The sequence below is a fragment of the Pseudomonas sp. S2_H10 genome (assembly GCF_054668285.1).
Map to the genome: position 1 here is coordinate 5,133,112 of NZ_CP162754.1, position 17,877 is coordinate 5,150,988.

The following is a 17,877-nucleotide window of genomic DNA, read 5'->3' on the forward strand; positions in this document are numbered from 1 at the left end:
TACAATCGCGTCTTTTTTCAGCGCGTACTTGGACCTTGCCTTGGTCTTTGACCTGAGCATTGCTCGGGGTGAATCCTTTCCTAAGTCATGATGAATCGGCCAATATTTGGCGATCTTTAATCAAAAGGAGGCTAAATGATGTCAACGCTACCTTCGTTGGGGTTTGCCGGGATCGGCCTGATGGGGTTGCCGATGTGCCGCCGCCTGCTGGCCGCGGGTTATCAGCTGGCGGTATGGAATCGCAATCCGGACAAGTGCAAGCCGCTGGTGGAGGCGGGTGCACGCCAGGTCTCCAGCCCGGCAGAACTGTGCCGGCACGCTGATGTGGTGATGTTGTGTCTGGCGGATACGTCGGTGGTGCGCGAGGTGGTGTTTGCTCCGACAGGCATTGTCGAGGGGGCAAAAAAGGGCCAGTTGCTGGTGGATTTTTCCAGTCTGGAACCCAACGCCACGCGGGAAATGGCCGCGGAGCTTGCCGCTAAAACCGGCATGGGCTGGCTCGACACGCCGGTCTCCGGTGGAGTGGTCGGCGCCGAGGCTGGAAGCCTGGCGATCATGGTCGGCGGTGAAGCGCAGGACCTGGAACGGGTCCGGCCTGTCCTGTTGCGCCTGGGGCAGCGCGTGACGCACATGGGCGGCGTCGGGGCAGGGCAGGTGACCAAGGCGTGCAACCAGATGATCGTCGCCTGCAATGCCTTGGTGATTGCCGAAGTGGTCGCGTTGGCGGAACGTTCCGGGGTAGATGCCAGCCGGATCGCCGAAGCGCTGGCCGGTGGTTTTGCCGATTCGAAACCCTTGCAGTTCCTTGCCCCGCAGATGGCGGAAAACCGTTTCGAACCGGTCAAGTGGCACGTGCGCACGTTGCTCAAGGATCTGGACGCGGCGGTGAAGTTTTCCCGCGAGCAAGGCTCGGCGACACCGATCAGCGGGCTGGCCGCGCAGCTGATGCGCCTGCACGGGAGTCAGGGTTTCCTCGAAAAAGACCCGTCTACATTAGTGCAGATGTACCGTGAGCCAGGCTCAGCGTCGTGACGGTGTAGGCGTGCTTGCGCTGGTTGATTTCGTCTAGCACCGGAAGCAGTTCGGTCAGCGGCACCGGCCGGCTGAGCAGATAGCCCTGGACGAAGTCACAGCCATGGTCTTCCAGGAACTGGTATTGCTCGAAGGTTTCGACCCCTTCGGTGACCACTTGCAGTTGCAGGGTGTGGGCCATGACGATAATCGCCTGGACAATCTCCATGTCCTGGGTCGCCTTGGGGATGTCCTGGATGAACGAGCGGTCGATTTTCAGTGTGTTGAGCGGCAAGCGCTTGAGGTAGGCCAGGGATGAATAGCCGGTGCCGAAGTCGTCGATGGACAGCGATACGCCGAGGGCGCGTATCTGTCGCAGCAACACCAGTGTGTTGGCGATATTGCCCATCAAGGCATTTTCCGTGACTTCCAGTTCCAGCCGCTGGGGGGCCACCCCGGCCACCCGCAATGCGAACTCGATTTCATCGGCCAGTTCTTCGCGCGCCAGGTTCAGGGGCGAGCAATTCACGGCGATCTTCAGGTCTTCACAGCCCTGGCGCGACAACTCGGCCAGATCCTCGCAGGCCTTGCGCAGCACCCAGTTGTCCAGCTCGGCGATCAGGCCGTTGGCCTCGGCGATGGCGATAAAACGATCCGGTACAAGGAAACCGTGGACCGGGTGCTGCCAGCGGATCAAGGCTTCGAGCTTGCTGACCTGACCGGTCTTGAGGTCGTATATCGGTTGGTAGTAGAGCATCAGGCCGGAGTCTTCACGCAGGGCGTGGCGCAACTCTTCTTCCAGTTGCAGCTCCAGCGTGGCACGGGTTTTCAGGTTGGCGCTGAAAAAATTCAGGCCGTTGCGGCCGCTGCCCTTGGACTGATACAGCGCCAGGTCGGCGTTCTTCAGCAGTTCTTCACAGGTCTTGCCGTCTTCCGGAAACAGGCTGATGCCGATGCTGGTGGTCATCACCATGCGCCGTCCGGCCAGCTCGATGGGATCCTTCATTTTAAGCATGATCCGTTGCGCCAGCTGGCGCGCCTCGTCACGGTCATGCAGGTCGATGAGCAGGCAGAACTCGTCGCCGCCGAAGCGTGCGACCACATCTTCGTGACTGCGAACCGAGCTCTTGATGTGCCCGGCAAGCACTTTGAGCAACTCGTCGCCGGCATCGTGGCCAAGGCTGTCGTTGATCCGCTTGAAATGGTCGATGTCCAGGAACAGGACCGCCAGCATTCCGCCTTCGTTGGTTTTCTCGATGAGTTTTTCGGCGAAGATCTGATTGAACCCTCGGCGGTTGATCAGGTTGGTCAGCGCGTCGTAGTGCGCCACCTGTTGCAGCGACATGCGCGCCTGATCCAGCTGGCTGAGCAGGGAGTTGACCCGTTGCAGGTCGTGGTCCTTGTGTTGCAGTTTCTTGTCCGCCAGTGCAGCGCTGATGCTGCTGCCGATGATCAGCAGCGTCATGACCGTCACGGTCAGCGCCAGTTGCAGGTGACTGTGCTCGCCGTTCTGCGCAGGCAGGCTGCCTTCGGGCAGCACCAGGTTGAAGGCGGCCATGGCCGTGAGGTGCATGCCGAGGATGCCCGCCCCGAGCAACAGGCTGGCGCAGTATTTGAAGAGCTGATGCAGCATGCCGGCGCCGTTGCGCAGATACCAGGCCAGCAACAAGGCTGCCAGCGCGGCGCCGATCGCGATCGCGATGGACAGGGCAAACAGGCCTGGGTGGTAATAGACCGAAGCACTGGAGTGCATGGCCGTCATGCCCACGTAATGCATGGTCGCGATACCCAGGCCAACCCCGATGGATGCCTTCAGGCACCGTTGAAAACTCAAATCAGGACGACTGAGGGTCTGCATGGCCAGCCACGCGGCGAGCAGCGCGATGGTCAGCGAGAACACCGTGACAGGCAGTTGATAGTGCAGGTCGACGGGCGCCTGGAATGCCAGCATCCCGACGAAGTGCATGGCCCAGATACCGCCGGCCAGGCACCCGCTGCCCACCCAGCGCCAGCGCGTCTGGGATGCGGATTTTTCAGCGTGAGCAACCCGCTCGGCCATGTCCAGCGTCGCGAAACAGCCGACACAGGCGACCAGATAAGCCAGCAGCACCAGAAAAGGGTCATGTGTGCAATTGAGTATGACCTGTCCACTCTCTGGTAGCTCGGCAATGAAATGCGCACCAAGCCACTCCATAGCATGCCCCATCGTTATCCCTCAGGCCGGCGCAAGAGCGCCGACGAATGTCTTGGAGTATAGAGGGCATGGGTGGAGCGCAAGCGGTAGTGGCACATTGGTGCCAATCATTTTTACATTAGCCTAATAGCGATTGGTGCTAATACTCAGGCGATTTGCTTCTGAGGCGTCTCGAACGCGGGTTGCAGGGCCGGCAAGCCGAAGGCGGCGCGGGCGGCGTCGCAATCGGGGTTGGCCAGGCCATCGACCCAGGACGCATCGAACTCCCGACAGGTGCTGGAGCGTTTTTCGTAGATCGAGCACTGCACCGTACTGCCGACATCTCCCACCAGACTGGTGCAGCGCACGGGTTTGCAGCCGGTGCCGATCATCGCGACCCGGCTGGGGCTGATTTGCTCGACAAGCTCATCGGGTACCGTCCCCCCGGACGAGCGCACTCACCCCAGAAAAATGACACGCGAAAATGAGAACAGCAGGCACCGCAATTCAGACACGGACTGGCTTCGGACATGGGCGATTATCGTAAGGAGGAGTGGAGACACAGGGGGGGGAATCAAGGCCGCTATTCTAGGCTTCGCCATCGGCTTGGGAAGGGGGGGCGAGAGGTATTTTTCATCAACCGGACGGGCTGCGAAATACCCTGTGAGTGTGCGCCATGGGCAGGTATCAGCCTGGCGAATAATGAAAGACAGTTGTGCCTGGCCTGTCTAGATTGCAAAGTCCGGGGGCAGTGACGCCCCAATAACAATAAAAGAGACGGATCCATGCAGAACTCGACCCAAGCGGCCAATGCCTGGCGCATCCTGTTCCTGTTGTTCCTGGCCAACCTGTTCAATTTTTTCGACCGCACCATCCCGGCCATCATCATCGAGCCCATTCGCATGGAGTGGCACCTCAGTGATTTCCAGTTGGGGATCATCGGGACGGCATTCACCCTCGTCTACGCCATTGCCGGCTTGCCGCTCGGACGCATGGCCGATACCGGCTCGCGCAGCAAACTGATGGGGTGGGGGTTGGCGGTGTGGAGCGGGTTGACCGCCGTCAACGGCATGGTGGGCAGTTTCTGGAGTTTCCTGATCGTGCGCATGGGCGTGGGCATTGGCGAGGCCAGTTACGCGCCAGCCGCCAACTCGCTGATCGGCGACTTGTTCCCGGCGCACCGCCGGGCCCGGGCCATGGGTATCTTCATGCTCGGGCTGCCATTGGGGCTGTTGCTGGCGTTCTTCACCATCGGCGCGATGGTCAAGGCCTTCGACAGCTGGCGCGCACCGTTCTTTATCGCGGCGGTGCCCGGGCTGATCCTTGCGATCTTCATGTTTTTCATCAAGGAACCGAAGCGCGGCGCCGCCGAGAGCGTTCAGGTCTCGCAGGAAAAGATCGATCGGCCGATCCGACGGGTATTGGCGGTGCCGACCTTCCTGTGGCTGGTGATGGCCGGCCTGTGTTTCAACTTCGCCACCTATGCCTGCAACTCGTTCCTGGTGCCGATGCTGCAGCGTTATTTCCTGATGCCATTGCAGGAAGCGGCGGTCGCTACCGGGGTTATCGTCGGCGTGACCGGGTTGGTCGGCCTGACCCTGGGCGGCTGGATCGCGGACAAGATTCACCAGCGAGTCGCCAACGGTCGACTGTTGTTTGCGGCGTTCAGCCTGGTGATTTCGACGGTGTGCACCGCGTGGGCGCTGCATTCCGGGCGGATCGAGATCGGCGTTTTTGTCGCCGTGTTCAGTCTGGGCTGGCTGTTTGCCTACAACTTCTATACCTGCGTCTATACGGCGATTCAGGATGTAGTCGAGCCGCGTCTGCGGGCGACGGCCATGGCGTTGTTCTTCGCCGGACTGTATCTGTTGGGCGGTGGTCTTGGCCCGGTAGTGGTCGGCGCGTTGTCCGATCACTTCGCCCACACGGCGATGCTCGCGGCGGGTGCCGAACAGATGACCGAGGCCTTCAAGGCGGTCGGCCTGCATGACGCGATGTACCTGATTCCGGTGGCGCTGCTGTTCACCGTGGTGTTTCTGTTCCTGGCTTCGCGGTGTTTCGTGCGGGATGCCAAGCGGATGAAGGAAGGGTTGGTGGCGGTGGTTGAGCCTGATGGTTCTGCAGTGACTGCCTAGCCGCCATCGCGGGCAAGTCGGATCGCCGCACCGCCGCTCCCACAGTGGTTAGTGTTGTTCACAAGTTATGTGGTCAATTCTAAACCTGTGGGAGCGGCGGTGCGGCGATCCGACTTGCCCGCGATGAGGCCATCGGCATCACCACAAAAATCAGATAAAAAAAGGCCCGCATCACTGCGGGCCTTCTTTTTAGCAGGGTAGAGCAGGGGACTTAACCCGCCACCAACACCCGAATCGCTTCCAGTCGCAGCGCAGCCTTGTCGAGCATGGCCAGGCCTTGCTCGCGTTGTTTGCGCAGGGCCACCAGTTCGCTGTCACGCACGGTCGGGTTGACCGCTTGCAAGGCGGTCAGGCGCGCCAGTTCTTCGTCGGTATCGGCTGCCAGGCGACGCTGCGCCTCGGCGACACGTTCGGTGTGGCGAGGCAGGATCTTCGCTTCACCGGCGTTGATCCGCGGCGTCAACTGGTCGCGCTGGGCCTGGATGAACTTGTTGGCGCTGGCACGCGGCACGCTTTCGAGCTGGTCGTTCAAGGTTTCGAACGCCACGCGGGCCGACAGGTCGTTGCCGTTGGTATCGAGCAGGCAGCGCAGGGCGGCCGGCGGCAGGTAGCGGCCCAGTTGCAGCGAGCGCGGGGCAACCACTTCGCTGACATACAGCAGTTCCAGCAACACGGTGCCCGGCTTGAGCGCCTTGTTCTTGATCAGCGCCACGGCGGTGTTGCCCATCGAGCCGGACAGCACCAGATCCATGCCGCCCTGCACCATCGGGTGTTCCCAGGTGATGAACTGCATGTCTTCGCGAGACAGCGCCTGGTTACGGTCGTACGTGATGGTCACGCCTTCGTCGTCGCCCAGCGGGAAGCTGGCGTCGAGCATTTTTTCGCTCGGCTTGAGGATCAGCGCGTTTTCCGAATGGTCTTCGCTGTCGATGCCGAAGGCGTCGAACAGGGTTTCCATGTAGATCGGCAGGGCGAACTGATCGTCTTGCTCGAGGATATCTTCCACCAGCGCAACGCCTTCGCCCGCGCCACCGGAGTTCAGCTCCAGCAAACGGTCACGGCCGGTGTGCAACTCGGCTTCCAGGCGCTCGCGTTCGGTGCGGGCTTCGTCGATCAGCGCTTGCCACTCGCCGTCGTCGGCTTCTTCGAGCAGCGGCAGCAGGCGCGGGCCGAACTGGTGCTGCAGGGCGTTGCCGGTCGGGCAGGTGTTGAGGAAGGCGTTCAGCGCTTCGTGGTACCACTGGAACAGGCGCTCTTGCGGGCTGGTTTCCAGGTACGGCACGTGCAGTTCGATGATGTGCTTCTGGCCGATCCGGTCCAGACGCCCGATACGTTGCTCAAGCAGGTCCGGGTGGGACGGCAGGTCGAACAGCACCAGGTGATGGGAGAACTGGAAGTTGCGGCCTTCACTGCCGATTTCCGAGCAGATCAGCACTTGCGCGCCAAATTCTTCGTCGGCGAAGTAGGCGGCGGCGCGGTCACGCTCGAGGATGTTCATGCCCTCGTGGAACACCGTGGCCGGGATGCCGGAACGCACGCGCAGGGCGTCTTCCAGGTCCATGGCGGTTTCGGCGTGGGCGCAGATCACCAGCACTTTGGTGCGCTTGAGCATCTTCAACTGGTCGATCAGCCATTCGACGCGCGGGTCGAATTTCCACCAGCGTTCTTCTTCGTTGGCATCCGGCTGGGCCTGGAAGCTGACTTCCGGGTACAGCTCGGCGTGATCGCCCAGGGGCAGTTCGAGGTATTCGTCCGGGCACGGCAACGGATACGGGTGCAGCTTGCGCTCCGGGAAACCCTGCACAGCGGCGCGGGTGTTGCGGAACAGCACGCGGCCGGTGCCGTGGCGGTCGAGCAGTTCGCGCACCAGGCGCGCGCTGGCTTCGGTGTCGCCATCGTTGACGGCGGCCAGCAGGGCTTCGCCTTCGTTGCCGAGGAAACCGTGGATGGTCTTGTGCGCTTGCGGCGACAGGCGACCCTGGTCCAGCAACTCCTGAACGGCTTCGGCCACCGGGCGATAGTTTTCGCTTTCGGCACGGAAGGCGTGCAGGTCATGGAAACGGTTCGGGTCGAGCAGGCGCAGACGGGCGAAGTGGCTGTCCTGGCCGAGTTGTTCCGGGGTGGCGGTCAACAGCAGTACGCCGGGAATGGTTTCAGCGAGTTGCTCGACCAAGGTGTATTCAGGGCTGGCCTGATCTTCGTGCCACACCAGGTGGTGAGCTTCGTCGACCACCAGCAAGTCCCAGCCGGCGGCGAACAGCGCGTCCTGGGCTTTTTCGTCGTCCACCAGCCATTCGAGCGCGACCAGCGCGAGCTGGGTGTCTTCGAACGGGTTGCTGGCATCGCTTTCGATGAAGCGCTCTTCGTCGAACAGCGCGACCTGCAGGTTGAAGCGGCGGCGCATTTCTACCAGCCACTGGTGCTGCAGGTTTTCCGGAACCAGGATCAGCACACGGCTGGCGCGGCCCGAGAGCAATTGGCGATGGATCACCAGGCCGGCTTCGATGGTTTTGCCCAGGCCCACTTCGTCGGCCAGCAGAACCCGTGGTGCGATACGGTCGGCGACTTCGCGGGCGATGTGCAACTGGTGCGCGATGGGTTGCGCACGCACGCCGCCCAGGCCCCAAAGGGAGGACTGCAACTGGCGGCTGGTGTGTTCCAGGGTGTGGTAACGCAGGGAGAACCAGGCCAGCGGGTCGATCTGGCCGGCGAACAGACGGTCGCTGGCCAGGCGGAACTGGATGAAGTTCGACAGTTGGGTTTCCGGCAGGGTGACCACTTCGTTCTGCGCGTTGAGGCCGTGGTAAACCAGCAGGCCATCAATGTCGTCGACTTCGCGAACGGTCAGTTTCCAGCCTTCGAAATGAGTGATGGAGTCACCCGGCGAAAACCGCACGCGGGTAAGGGGCGCATTCCGTAGCGCGTACTGGCGAGTGTCGCCAGTGGCCGGGTAGAGCACGGTCAACAAGCGGCCGTCCTGTGCCAGAACGGTGCCTAAACCCAGCTCGGCTTCGCTGTCACTGATCCAGCGTTGCCCCGGTTGATACTGCTGCGCCATGCTGCCTGACTCCCACCTTGAAAAAGCGGGCTATCTTAACGGAATGAGGGCTTCAGGGCCAAAGGACTCTCAGAAAAACTCACAGTCATACGTTAGACCACCTGTGCATGACGCGCCGCCCGGTCCACTAATGAGTGCCGATTGGGTCACAGTTTGCGACCGATGGCTCAAGTCGCCATCGCCGCAGCCGACAGCCTGCTGACAGGAGACCGAAAACCATGCTGCCACCGATGCTCCCCTTGAGTGCCGTGCCGATCACTTCACAGACGGATCCGATCCGCCAGCGTCCGGATATTCCCCCGGTGGTGCCGGTGCAGGAAAGCTCCAGCGAAAGCACCATCGACCTGCAAAAACGCAATCCCGAAGAGGACGGCCTGGTGCTGCGCGAGGAACAGCGCCGCAGACAGGAGCAGGAGCGCCGTCGCCACGAAGCCGACAATGACCCTGAGGCTCACCTGGCGATTCCCGGCGACGAACTCAATGCCGACAACACCGTACCGGTGGCGCCGCTGATGGAAGATCAGCCGCGGCAGGGGTTGTGGGTCGATATCGAGATTTGAGCGCAGGCTGGTCAGCGCGGCCGTCAGGCCGCATTATTGGCGCAGGGTTGCCGAACGCCACGGCGGCCGAATTTCATTTCAAGCGATGCACTGACTGCCATGAGCCAAGACGACAAGCTGATTGACCTCAACGCCGAACGCGCCAAGCGTGTTCATGACCTCAATGACAAACGGCTCAATGAAGTTCGCCAGGCGTTCGAACAGGCCATGCCGTTGGGCAAGGCCAAGAAGAAGCCGAAAAACAAACCGAAAAAGCGCTGAACCTCCCCCGCATTCATTGATGCGGGTCAAACTTCTCCCTTCCTCTTGCCCAGCCTCGGGCGACATTGATCCCGGTCAATATTCTCTCCTGCCCGTTTGGTTAACTTAGCCCTATCGCAACAGGGCAAGTTCAGGAGACGCGTCATGTTTTTCGACAACGTGGTGATCGCCGGAGTGCTGACTGTCAGCCTCATGTTTGTGTTTTTTGCAGGGTTCGGACTTTTTATCTGGAAGGATTCGCACAAGCGCAAGTAACCGTAGTTCCTTCTGGATGTAATGAGCACGCAAGGCATTTTGGGCAACTTCGGTTGCCCTTTTTTTGCCTGCGAAAAACTATCGGTAAACACGTAACCCTGTAGGAGCGAGCTCTGCTCGCGATGGACGCCAACGTTGACGCGGGCTGCCTGAATGTACGCGTTGTCCTTGCGGTCTTCGCGAGCAGAGCTCGCTCCTACAGTGATTTTTTGCGATTGGCGGCAATAAAAAAGGCGCGGTCCTCACGGAACGCGCCTTTTTCGTTTGGCTGCCTGTCAGCTGCCAAGTGCCTTCGAAGCGAGCCAGAACAACCCGGCCGACAGGGCCACCGTGGCTGGCAGGGTCAATACCCAGGCCAGCAGGATGGTTTTGACGGTGCCGCCTTGCAGGCCGCTTTTGTTGGCGACCATGGTGCCCGCCACGCCGGAAGACAGCACGTGGGTAGTGGAAACCGGCAGGCTGAAGATGTTCGCCAGGCCGATCAGGCTGGCGGTGGTGATCTGCGCCGACATGCCTTGGGAGTAAGTCATGCCTTGCTTGCCGATCTTCTCGCCAATGGTCAGGACCACGCGTTTCCAGCCGACCATGGTGCCCAGGCCCAAGGCCAGTGCAACCGCGAGGATCACCCAGAACGGGGCGTACTCAGTGGTGGTGGTCAGGTCTTTGCGCAGCTTGTCCAGGTCAGCCTTTTCACGGGCGCCGAGCGTTGGCAGCTTGCTGACTTTCTTCGCGGTGTCGTCCAGGCAGAGCAGGTAGCGACGGACTTCGATGCGGCTTTCCGACGACAGCGAGTGGTAGTCCGCTACACCCTTGAGGGTGCCGAGCAGGGCGGCGATGGTCGGTTCGGTCTGTTGCGGGTTGCAACGGAATTTCTCCGGCAGATCGCCTTCCACGCTCTTGCCCAGGGCCAGGAACTCGCCCAGGGTTTCCGAGTTGCGCTGGTAGAACTGGCTCAGGTGCAGCGTGGCGTCGCGGGTCCGCTCGATCTGATAGGTCGTGCTGTTCAGGTCGAGGACGAACTGCGCCGGCACGATACCGATCAGGACCAGCATGATCAGGCCGATACCTTTCTGGCCATCGTTGGAACCGTGCACGAAACTCACGGCCATGGCCGAAATCACCAATACCAGGCGATTCCAGAACGGCGGGTGTTTCTTGTCGTCGATCTTGCGGCGCTGCTCCGGTGTCTTGTGCATCTTCGACAGCGGACGCCACCATTTAAGACCGATCAGGATCAGCGCGGCGATCAGGAAACCGGCCATTGGCGAGAACACCAGCGACATGCCGATATCGATCGCCTTCTGCCAGTTCACGCCATCGGCCAACGGAATTTCGTTGATCAAGGCGTTCGCCAGGCCCACGCCGAGGATCGAACCGATCAAGGTATGGGAGCTGGAGGCGGGGATACCGAAGTACCAGGTGCCCAGGTTCCAGGTGATGGCTGCGGCGAGCAACGAGAACACCATCGCCAGGCCATGGCCGGTGTTCACATTGATCAGCAGCTCCACCGGCAGCAGGTGAACGATGGCATACGCCACGCCAACGCCGCCCAGCAGCACGCCGAGGAAGTTGAACACACCGGAGAAGAACACCGCCAGGTGAGGCGGCATGGCTTTGGTGTAGATAACGGTGGCCACCGCGTTAGCGGTGTCATGAAAGCCGTTGATGAACTCGAAGGCGAGGACAAAGGCCAGGGCGAGCAAGAGGCTCACAAGCACCCAAGCATCCAGTCCGCTGAATAAATCGATCATGAAGGTTTTCTGACCCGGTCATAAGGGGGCGCGATTATGCCAGAAAAGAGTGTCAATCAATGCACTAGCTGCTCGTCGGTAACATTCTTCAATGATTTTTTTGGTCGCAACACCCAAAACCCAAGGGTTTTGCTGCGTTTTTTAAGTTATTGATTTTCTTCGAAAAAATCGCAATCGTTAGCCATTCGAGCCGCAGGGGCGGGGGCTTGAAAGCTTGTATGAAAAATCTGAGAAATAGGTCAGATATCAAAAAACCGCCTGATTCGACGACGGTGGGGCCGCTGCCCGCTCGTAGCGGGCGCGCAAGGCGACATCCATACATCCCGCTTTTAACAGGTGTACAGGCAGGCCCTTGTAAGGATCGGGCCGAAGCAGTCACGGCTCTTCGGCTTTGAGTTCCTTTTCCATTTTCTGAAGTTCTTGCTGGAAAACCTGATCCTGAACGGTGGCGCGCTTACGCCAGGGTTTGCGTTCCGGTTCGGGTTGAGCGGCGTAAGTGGTGACTTCTCCGCCGTAAACTTCCTTGTAACGTTGTTCCTGGCGCTCTAGTTCCGCGCGCAGTTCGTCTTTCGTCACAGTGCTACCTGTTTGAGTTGGGATAAATTCTGGTGAAAACGCGCTGCATCAAATCGATTGATCACATTTGTCGAATGGGCAATGCCGGCAAAGGCATCGTTTTGGCAACAACGTGAGCAATACTTCCATGTCACAGGCGGCCACGACACCAGAGATAAACAGCTGACGCAGCTTCAGTTTCCTGTTCTGCAAGCGCACTGGCAAGGCAGTGCAATGCGGATCTTGCGCTTGCAACGGGCAATGGCGATGGAACATCGCATTGCCGGGTAGCGGGTCCGGCAAGTAAAAAAACCGGGGCGCTACTGAATTGTATTATAGCGGCCGATTTGCAGAACACTATCACCAAAGAGTTAAAAGCGGGTCTTGAGGGGTGACAGTTTTGTTGCCCGCTACTTTGCGATCAATTAGAACGTCGACTGATAGCAGATTGCGGCGATGCCTTTCTGACGCCATTAAGTCGAACAAGTTACGGTATTTGTATTGCTCCATTAAGTCCTGTGTCGAATGGCTGGGTGAGCGAAAAAAACCGTGCATCAACGGATCGGGTGATTGATACAACGGATTGCGATTATCGGTCGAGCGTTCGATAATCGCCCGGAGTTGGCAGGTCGGGCTTGAGCCTCAGGCGGTAGACCTTTGTAATAGTCGCTGAACCGATTGGGTAAAAGGACCTTGTATGAACGATCAATTGCGCAATTCCTTCGCTTCAGTGGCTCCACCCATCGTTGCCTCACCGGCCAAACGGATCCAGGCACTGACCGGCGACCCGGACTTCATGACGTCCCTGGCCCGTGGCCTTGCCGTGGTGCAGGCGTTCCAGGAGCGCAAACGGCACCTGACCATTGCCCAGATCAGCCACCGCACGGAAATTCCCCGCGCCGCCGTGCGCCGTTGCCTGCACACCCTGATCAAACTCGGCTACGCCACCACCGACGGCCGCACCTATTCGTTGCTGCCCAAAGTGCTGACCCTCGGCCATGCCTATGTGTCATCGACGCCGCTGGCGGTTTCCGCGCAGCCTTACCTTGACCGCATGAGCGAACAACTGCACGAGGCCTGCAACATGGCCACGCTGGAAGGCGACGACATTCTCTACATCGCCCGCTCCGCGACTACCCAGCGCCTGATTTCGGTGGACCTGTCAGTGGGCGGGCGCCTGCCGGCCTATTGCACGTCGATGGGACGGATTCTGCTGGCCGCGCTGGATGACACTTCGCTGGGCGAATACCTCGATCACGCCGAATTGCAGGCCAAGACCAGCCGTACGATCCACACCCCCGAGGCATTGCTCGAATGCCTGCAAGAGGTGCGACAGCAAGGCTGGTGCATCGTCGACCAGGAACTCGAGCAAGGGCTGCGCTCGATTGCGGTACCGGTGTACGACGCGTCCGGCCAGGTGGTCGCGGCCCTCAACGTCAGCACCCACGCCGGGCGAGTCAGCCGCAACGAGCTGGAACAACGTTTCCTGCCCGGCCTGCTCAGTGCCAGCCGCGACCTCAGTACCCAGTTGTTCACCTAAGGTGTTCGATAAACGCACAGAGTTACGTTTGGCGAATTGACGCTGTTTCCTGTGGATCATTAATGTCGCGACTGCGTCAGCCCTGGCTGGCCCCTTCTCGACTGTGATCCATGGAATAAAAATAATGAACCAGCCCCAGTCTGCTGTCGGCAACTGCCTCGACGTGCAGTCCTTCATCAATGCTCAGCCCATTTCGCGCTACCAGTGGCGGGTAGTGATCCTGTGTTTCCTGATTGTCTTTCTCGATGGCCTCGATACCGCGGCCATGGGGTTCATCGCGCCGGCCCTTTCCCAGGATTGGGGTATCGATCGCGCCAGCCTCGGCCCGGTGATGAGTGCCGCCCTGATCGGCATGGTCTTTGGTGCACTGGGCTCCGGGCCATTGGCTGACCGCTTCGGGCGAAAAGTCGTACTGGTCGGGGCGGTGTTGTTGTTCGGCGCCTTCAGCCTGGCTTCGGCCTACAGCACCAATGTCGAGCAATTGTTGGTATTGCGCTTCCTGACCGGCCTGGGTCTGGGCGCCGGCATGCCGAACGCCACGACGCTGCTGTCGGAGTACACCCCGGAGCGCAAGAAGTCCTTGCTGGTGACCAGCATGTTCTGCGGTTTCAACCTCGGCATGGCCGGCGGCGGGTTTATCTCGGCCAAGCTCATTCCGGCTTTTGGCTGGCACAGCCTGCTGTTGATCGGCGGAATCCTGCCGCTGATCCTCGCCGTCGTTTTGCTGTTCTGGCTGCCGGAGTCGGCGCGTTACCTGGTGGTGCGCAACCGCGGCACCGACAAAGTGCGCAAGGCCCTGGCGCCGATCGACCCGACGGTGGTGGCCCAGGCGTCCGGTTTCAGTGTGCCGGAACAGAAAACCGTGAAGGCGCGCAATGTGTTCGCGGTGATCTTCTCCGGCACCTATAGCACCGGCACCTTGCTGTTGTGGCTGACTTACTTCATGGGCCTGGTCATCGTCTACCTGCTGACCAGTTGGTTGCCGACGCTGATGCGTGACAGTGGCGCGAGCATGGAGCAGGCCGCCTTCATCGGCGCGCTGTTCCAGTTCGGCGGGGTGTTGAGTGCGGTGGGCGTGGGCTGGGCGATGGACCGGTTCAATCCGCACAAGGTCATCGGCACTTTCTACCTGCTGGCCGGGGTGTTTGCCTACGCGGTAGGGCAGAGCCTGGGCAACATTACGCTGTTGGCGACGCTGGTGCTGGTCGCCGGGATGTGTGTCAACGGTGCGCAATCGGCGATGCCGTCGCTGGCGGCGCGGTTTTATCCGACTCAAGGGCGGGCCACCGGGGTGTCGTGGATGCTCGGGATCGGCCGCTTCGGCGCCATCCTGGGTGCCTGGATGGGCGCGACTCTGCTGGGGTTGGGCTGGAACTTCGAGCAGGTGCTGACGGCGCTGGTGATTCCGGCGGCGCTGGCAACCACGGCGGTGGTGATCAAGGGCATGGTCAGTCATGCGGATGCGACCTGAGGGCACCATTCAGACTCTTTAGTGAATGTGCGGGCCTCTTCGCGAGCAGGCTCGCTCCCACAGGTGATCACATTCCTCTGTGGGAGCGAGCCTGCTCGCGAAGCTTTTGGAGATCGGTAGTCAAGCAACAATGTGTTCGATAATCGAACGCTCAGTCGATTATCGGATTGTTTGGCGTTAGGCGCGGGCTTAACCTTCAGTCATTCCGGCGCTGCGCATCGGCGCCTTCTTCCACTGTCGGTTAACAACAAACGGGAGCCTGCCCCAATGGCTGAAATCCTTTCGCTGCACGACGCGGTGAAGCAATTCGTAAACGACGGCGATACGGTCGCGCTCGAAGGCTTTACCCACCTGATCCCAACGGCGGCGGGTCACGAAATCATTCGCCAGGGCAAGAAAGACCTGACCCTGGTGCGGATGACCCCTGACCTGATCTACGACCAGTTGATCGGTGCCGGTTGTGCCCGCAAGCTGATTTTCTCCTGGGGTGGCAACCCGGGCGTCGGTTCCCTGCATCGCCTGCGTGACGCTGTCGAGAAGCAGTGGCCGCACCCGCTGGAAATCGAAGAACACAGCCACGCCGACCTGGCCAATGCCTACGTCGCCGGCGCTTCCGGCCTACCGTTCGCGGTGCTGCGTGCCTACGCCGGTTCCGACCTGCCGAAGGTCAACCCATTGATCAAGTCCGTTACCTGCCCGTTCACGGGTGAAGTGCTGGCCGCCGTGCCTTCGGTGCGCCCGGACATCACCGTGATCCATGCGCAGAAAGCCGACCGCAAGGGCAACGTATTGCTCTGGGGCATTCTCGGTGTGCAGAAAGAAGCCGCACTGGCCGCCAAGCGCTGCATCGTCACCGTTGAAGAAATCGTCGACGACCTCAACGCACCGATGAATTCCTGTGTATTGCCAACCTGGGCCTTGAGCGCGGTTTGCCACGTACCTGGCGGTGCGCATCCGTCCTACGCCCACGGTTACAACGAGCGCGACAACCGCTTCTACCAGGCCTGGGACCCGATTGCCCGCGACCGTGAAACTTTCACCGCGTGGATCAACGAATACATCCACGGCAGCGCTGACTTCAGCGAGTTCCAGGCCAAACTGGCCGCCGCTTCGGAGGCGAAGTAATGACTTACACCACCAATGAAATGATGACCGTCGCCGCCGCTCGCCGCCTGAAGAACGGATCGGTGTGCTTCGTCGGTATCGGCCTGCCGTCGAAAGCGGCCAACCTGGCGCGCCTGACGTCTTCGCCCGATGTGGTGCTGATCTACGAGTCGGGTCCGATCGGTGCCAAGCCGAGCGTACTGCCACTGTCGATTGGTGACGGTGAGTTGGCGGAAACGGCCGACACCGTGGTGCCGACCGGCGAGATTTTCCGCTACTGGCTGCAGGGCGGGCGCATCGACGTCGGCTTCCTCGGCGCGGCGCAGGTCGACCGCTTCGGCAACATCAACACCACAGTGGTCGGCGATTACCACTCGCCGAAAGTCCGTCTGCCGGGCGCCGGTGGCGCACCGGAGATTGCCGGTTCGGCCAAGAGCGTGCTGATCATCCTCAAGCAATCGTCGCGTTCCTTCGTCGACAAACTCGACTTCATTACCTCGGTCGGCCACGGTGAAGGCGGCGACTCGCGCAAGCGCCTCGGCCTGCCGGGCGCCGGTCCGGTCGGGATCATCACCGACCTGTGCATCATGGAGCCGGAAGCCGGCACCCATGAGTTCGTGGTCACCGCGCTGCACCCGGGCGTGTCCCGCGAGCAAGTGGTTGCCGCCACCGGCTGGGCCATTCGCTTTGCCGATCATGTAGAGCAAACTGCGGAGCCAACGGACGTCGAGTTGACCGCGCTGCGTGACCTCGAAGCCCGCACTGCGGCCGCCCACGGCCAGGCCCCCGGAGAAGCGTGATGCGTGACGTTTATATCTGCGACGCGATTCGTACCCCCATCGGCCGTTTCGGCGGCGGCCTGTCGACGGTACGTGCCGACGACCTGGCTGCCGTGCCGATCAAGGCCTTGATGGAACGCAACCCGTCGGTCGACTGGAACGCCGTGGACGAGGTGTTCCTCGGCTGTGCGAACCAGGCCGGTGAAGACAACCGCAACGTGGCGCGCATGGCGCTGCTGCTGGCGGGGCTGCCGGAAAGCATTCCCGGCGTGACCCTCAACCGCCTCTGCGCTTCGGGCATGGACGCCATCGGCACCGCGTTCCGCGCCATCGCCAGCGGCGAGATGGAGCTGGCGATTGCCGGCGGCGTCGAATCGATGTCCCGCGCGCCGTTCGTGATGGGCAAGGCCGACGCTGCTTTCTCGCGCAACATGAAACTGGAAGACACCACCATCGGCTGGCGCTTCATCAACCCGTTGATGAAGGCGCAGTACGGCGTGGACGCGATGCCGCAGACCGCCGACAACGTCGCCGACGACTACAAGGTCTCTCGCGAAGATCAGGACGCGTTCGCCCTGCGCAGCCAGCAACGCACCGCCGCCGCGCAAGCCGCAGGCTTTTTCGCCGAGGAAATCGTCGAGGTGCGCATTGCCCACAAGAAGGGTGAAACCGTGGTCAGCCAGGACGAGCATCCTCGCGCCGACACCACGCTCGAAGCGCTGACCAAACTCAAGCCGGTCAACGGTCCCGACAAAACCGTCACCGCCGGCAACGCCTCCGGTGTGAACGATGGCGCCGCCGCGTTGATTCTGGCTTCGGCTGAAGCGGTGAAGAAACACGGCCTGACCGCTCGCGCCAAAGTGCTGGGCATGGCCAGCGCCGGCGTTGCCCCTCGGGTGATGGGCATCGGCCCGGTGCCGGCAGTGCGCAAACTGATCGAGCGCCTCGGTGTGGCGGTCAGCGATTTCGACGTGATCGAACTCAACGAAGCCTTCGCCAGCCAGGGCCTGGCGGTGCTGCGTGAACTGGGGATCGCCGACGACGCGGCCCAGGTCAACCCGAACGGTGGCGCGATTGCCTTGGGCCATCCCTTGGGCATGAGCGGCGCGCGACTGGTGTTGACCGCGTTGCATCAGCTGGAAAAAACAGGTGGCAAGAAAGGTCTGGCGACCATGTGTGTAGGCGTCGGCCAGGGCCTGGCCCTGGCAATCGAACGCGTCTGAC

Annotated in this window: 14 protein-coding genes and 1 pseudogene; 10 read left to right on the forward strand and 5 right to left on the reverse strand. The window is 61.1% G+C overall.

Going from position 1 to position 17,877, the window contains the following annotated elements; translation table 11 throughout:
• Window positions 1-135 precede the first annotated feature (135 nt).
• Window positions 136-1,032 (forward strand): NAD(P)-dependent oxidoreductase, encoded by an 897-nt coding sequence (locus tag AB4O16_RS22985; RefSeq protein WP_460155883.1) that lies wholly within the window; start codon window positions 136-138, stop codon window positions 1,030-1,032.
• Here the strand turns inward: AB4O16_RS22985 and AB4O16_RS22990 are convergent.
• Together AB4O16_RS22990 and AB4O16_RS22995 are read right to left on the reverse strand one after the other, a co-directional pair.
• Entirely contained in the window at window positions 989-3,205 is a 2,217-nt protein-coding gene (locus AB4O16_RS22990; protein ID WP_460155884.1) for a putative bifunctional diguanylate cyclase/phosphodiesterase, read from the reverse strand. The genes AB4O16_RS22985 and AB4O16_RS22990 overlap by 44 nt on opposite strands.
• Window positions 3,206-3,351: 146 nt before the next feature.
• Window positions 3,352-3,716, reverse strand: a pseudogene (locus AB4O16_RS22995) (YkgJ family cysteine cluster protein).
• Between the two features lie 253 nt (window positions 3,717-3,969).
• Here AB4O16_RS22995 and AB4O16_RS23000 point away from each other — a divergent pair.
• Entirely contained in the window at window positions 3,970-5,319 is a 1,350-nt protein-coding gene (locus tag AB4O16_RS23000) for a spinster family MFS transporter (protein ID WP_160389061.1), read from the forward strand.
• Between the two features lie 211 nt (window positions 5,320-5,530).
• Here the strand turns inward: AB4O16_RS23000 and rapA are convergent, their stop codons facing one another.
• Window positions 5,531-8,377, reverse strand: coding sequence for an RNA polymerase-associated protein RapA (rapA, locus tag AB4O16_RS23005; RefSeq protein ID WP_160389062.1), 2,847 nt, complete (start codon window positions 8,375-8,377; stop codon window positions 5,531-5,533).
• A gap of 218 nt (window positions 8,378-8,595) precedes the next feature.
• Here rapA and AB4O16_RS23010 point away from each other — a divergent pair, with 218 nt between their 5' ends.
• The 3 genes from AB4O16_RS23010 to ccoM all read left to right on the forward strand — a co-directional run bounded on the left by AB4O16_RS23010 (window position 8,596) and on the right by ccoM (window position 9,453).
• Window positions 8,596-8,937, forward strand: a complete 342-nt coding sequence (locus tag AB4O16_RS23010) for a hypothetical protein (RefSeq protein WP_008054180.1) — start codon at window positions 8,596-8,598, stop codon at window positions 8,935-8,937.
• Window positions 8,938-9,036: 99 nt separating this feature from the next.
• A complete protein-coding gene (locus AB4O16_RS23015) occupies window positions 9,037-9,198 on the forward strand; it encodes a hypothetical protein (RefSeq protein WP_008016476.1) in 162 nt (53 codons plus the stop codon).
• Window positions 9,199-9,342: 144 nt separating this feature from the next.
• Window positions 9,343-9,453: a cytochrome c oxidase subunit CcoM gene (gene ccoM, locus AB4O16_RS23020; protein WP_007976669.1), complete on the forward strand. Its 111-nt coding sequence runs from the start codon at window positions 9,343-9,345 to the stop codon at window positions 9,451-9,453.
• Between the two features lie 275 nt (window positions 9,454-9,728).
• Here ccoM and AB4O16_RS23025 read toward each other — a convergent pair whose 3' ends face one another.
• Both AB4O16_RS23025 and AB4O16_RS23030 read right to left on the reverse strand, forming a co-directional pair.
• A complete protein-coding gene (locus AB4O16_RS23025) occupies window positions 9,729-11,204 on the reverse strand; it encodes an inorganic phosphate transporter (protein ID WP_160389063.1) in 1,476 nt (491 codons plus the stop codon).
• Window positions 11,205-11,579: 375 nt separating this feature from the next.
• The gene (locus AB4O16_RS23030) at window positions 11,580-11,780 is read right to left on the reverse strand and encodes a hypothetical protein (protein ID WP_007986337.1); all 201 of its coding nucleotides are present in this window, start codon (window positions 11,778-11,780) and stop codon (window positions 11,580-11,582) included.
• 676 nt (window positions 11,781-12,456) lie between these two features.
• On the opposite strand from AB4O16_RS23030, the gene pcaR reads away from it, so the two are divergent.
• The 5 genes from pcaR to pcaF all read left to right on the forward strand — a co-directional run bounded on the left by pcaR (window position 12,457) and on the right by pcaF (window position 17,876).
• The gene (gene pcaR / locus AB4O16_RS23035) at window positions 12,457-13,299 is read left to right on the forward strand and encodes a pca regulon transcriptional regulator PcaR (protein WP_095945396.1); all 843 of its coding nucleotides are present in this window, start codon (window positions 12,457-12,459) and stop codon (window positions 13,297-13,299) included.
• A 124-nt stretch (window positions 13,300-13,423) separates the two neighbouring features.
• Window positions 13,424-14,770: an aromatic acid/H+ symport family MFS transporter gene (locus tag AB4O16_RS23040; protein WP_460155885.1), complete on the forward strand. Its 1,347-nt coding sequence runs from the start codon at window positions 13,424-13,426 to the stop codon at window positions 14,768-14,770.
• 267 nt (window positions 14,771-15,037) lie between these two features.
• Window positions 15,038-15,895, forward strand: coding sequence for a CoA transferase subunit A (locus tag AB4O16_RS23045; protein ID WP_020798340.1), 858 nt, complete (start codon window positions 15,038-15,040; stop codon window positions 15,893-15,895).
• Window positions 15,895-16,674 (forward strand): CoA-transferase subunit beta, encoded by a 780-nt coding sequence (locus AB4O16_RS23050; protein WP_460155886.1) that lies wholly within the window; start codon window positions 15,895-15,897, stop codon window positions 16,672-16,674. The genes AB4O16_RS23045 and AB4O16_RS23050 overlap by 1 nt, the downstream gene beginning before the upstream one ends.
• Window positions 16,671-17,876 (forward strand): 3-oxoadipyl-CoA thiolase, encoded by a 1,206-nt coding sequence (gene pcaF / locus AB4O16_RS23055; RefSeq protein WP_460155887.1) that lies wholly within the window; start codon window positions 16,671-16,673, stop codon window positions 17,874-17,876. Before AB4O16_RS23050 ends, pcaF begins: the two co-directional genes overlap by 4 nt.
• Window position 17,877 lies beyond the last annotated feature (1 nt).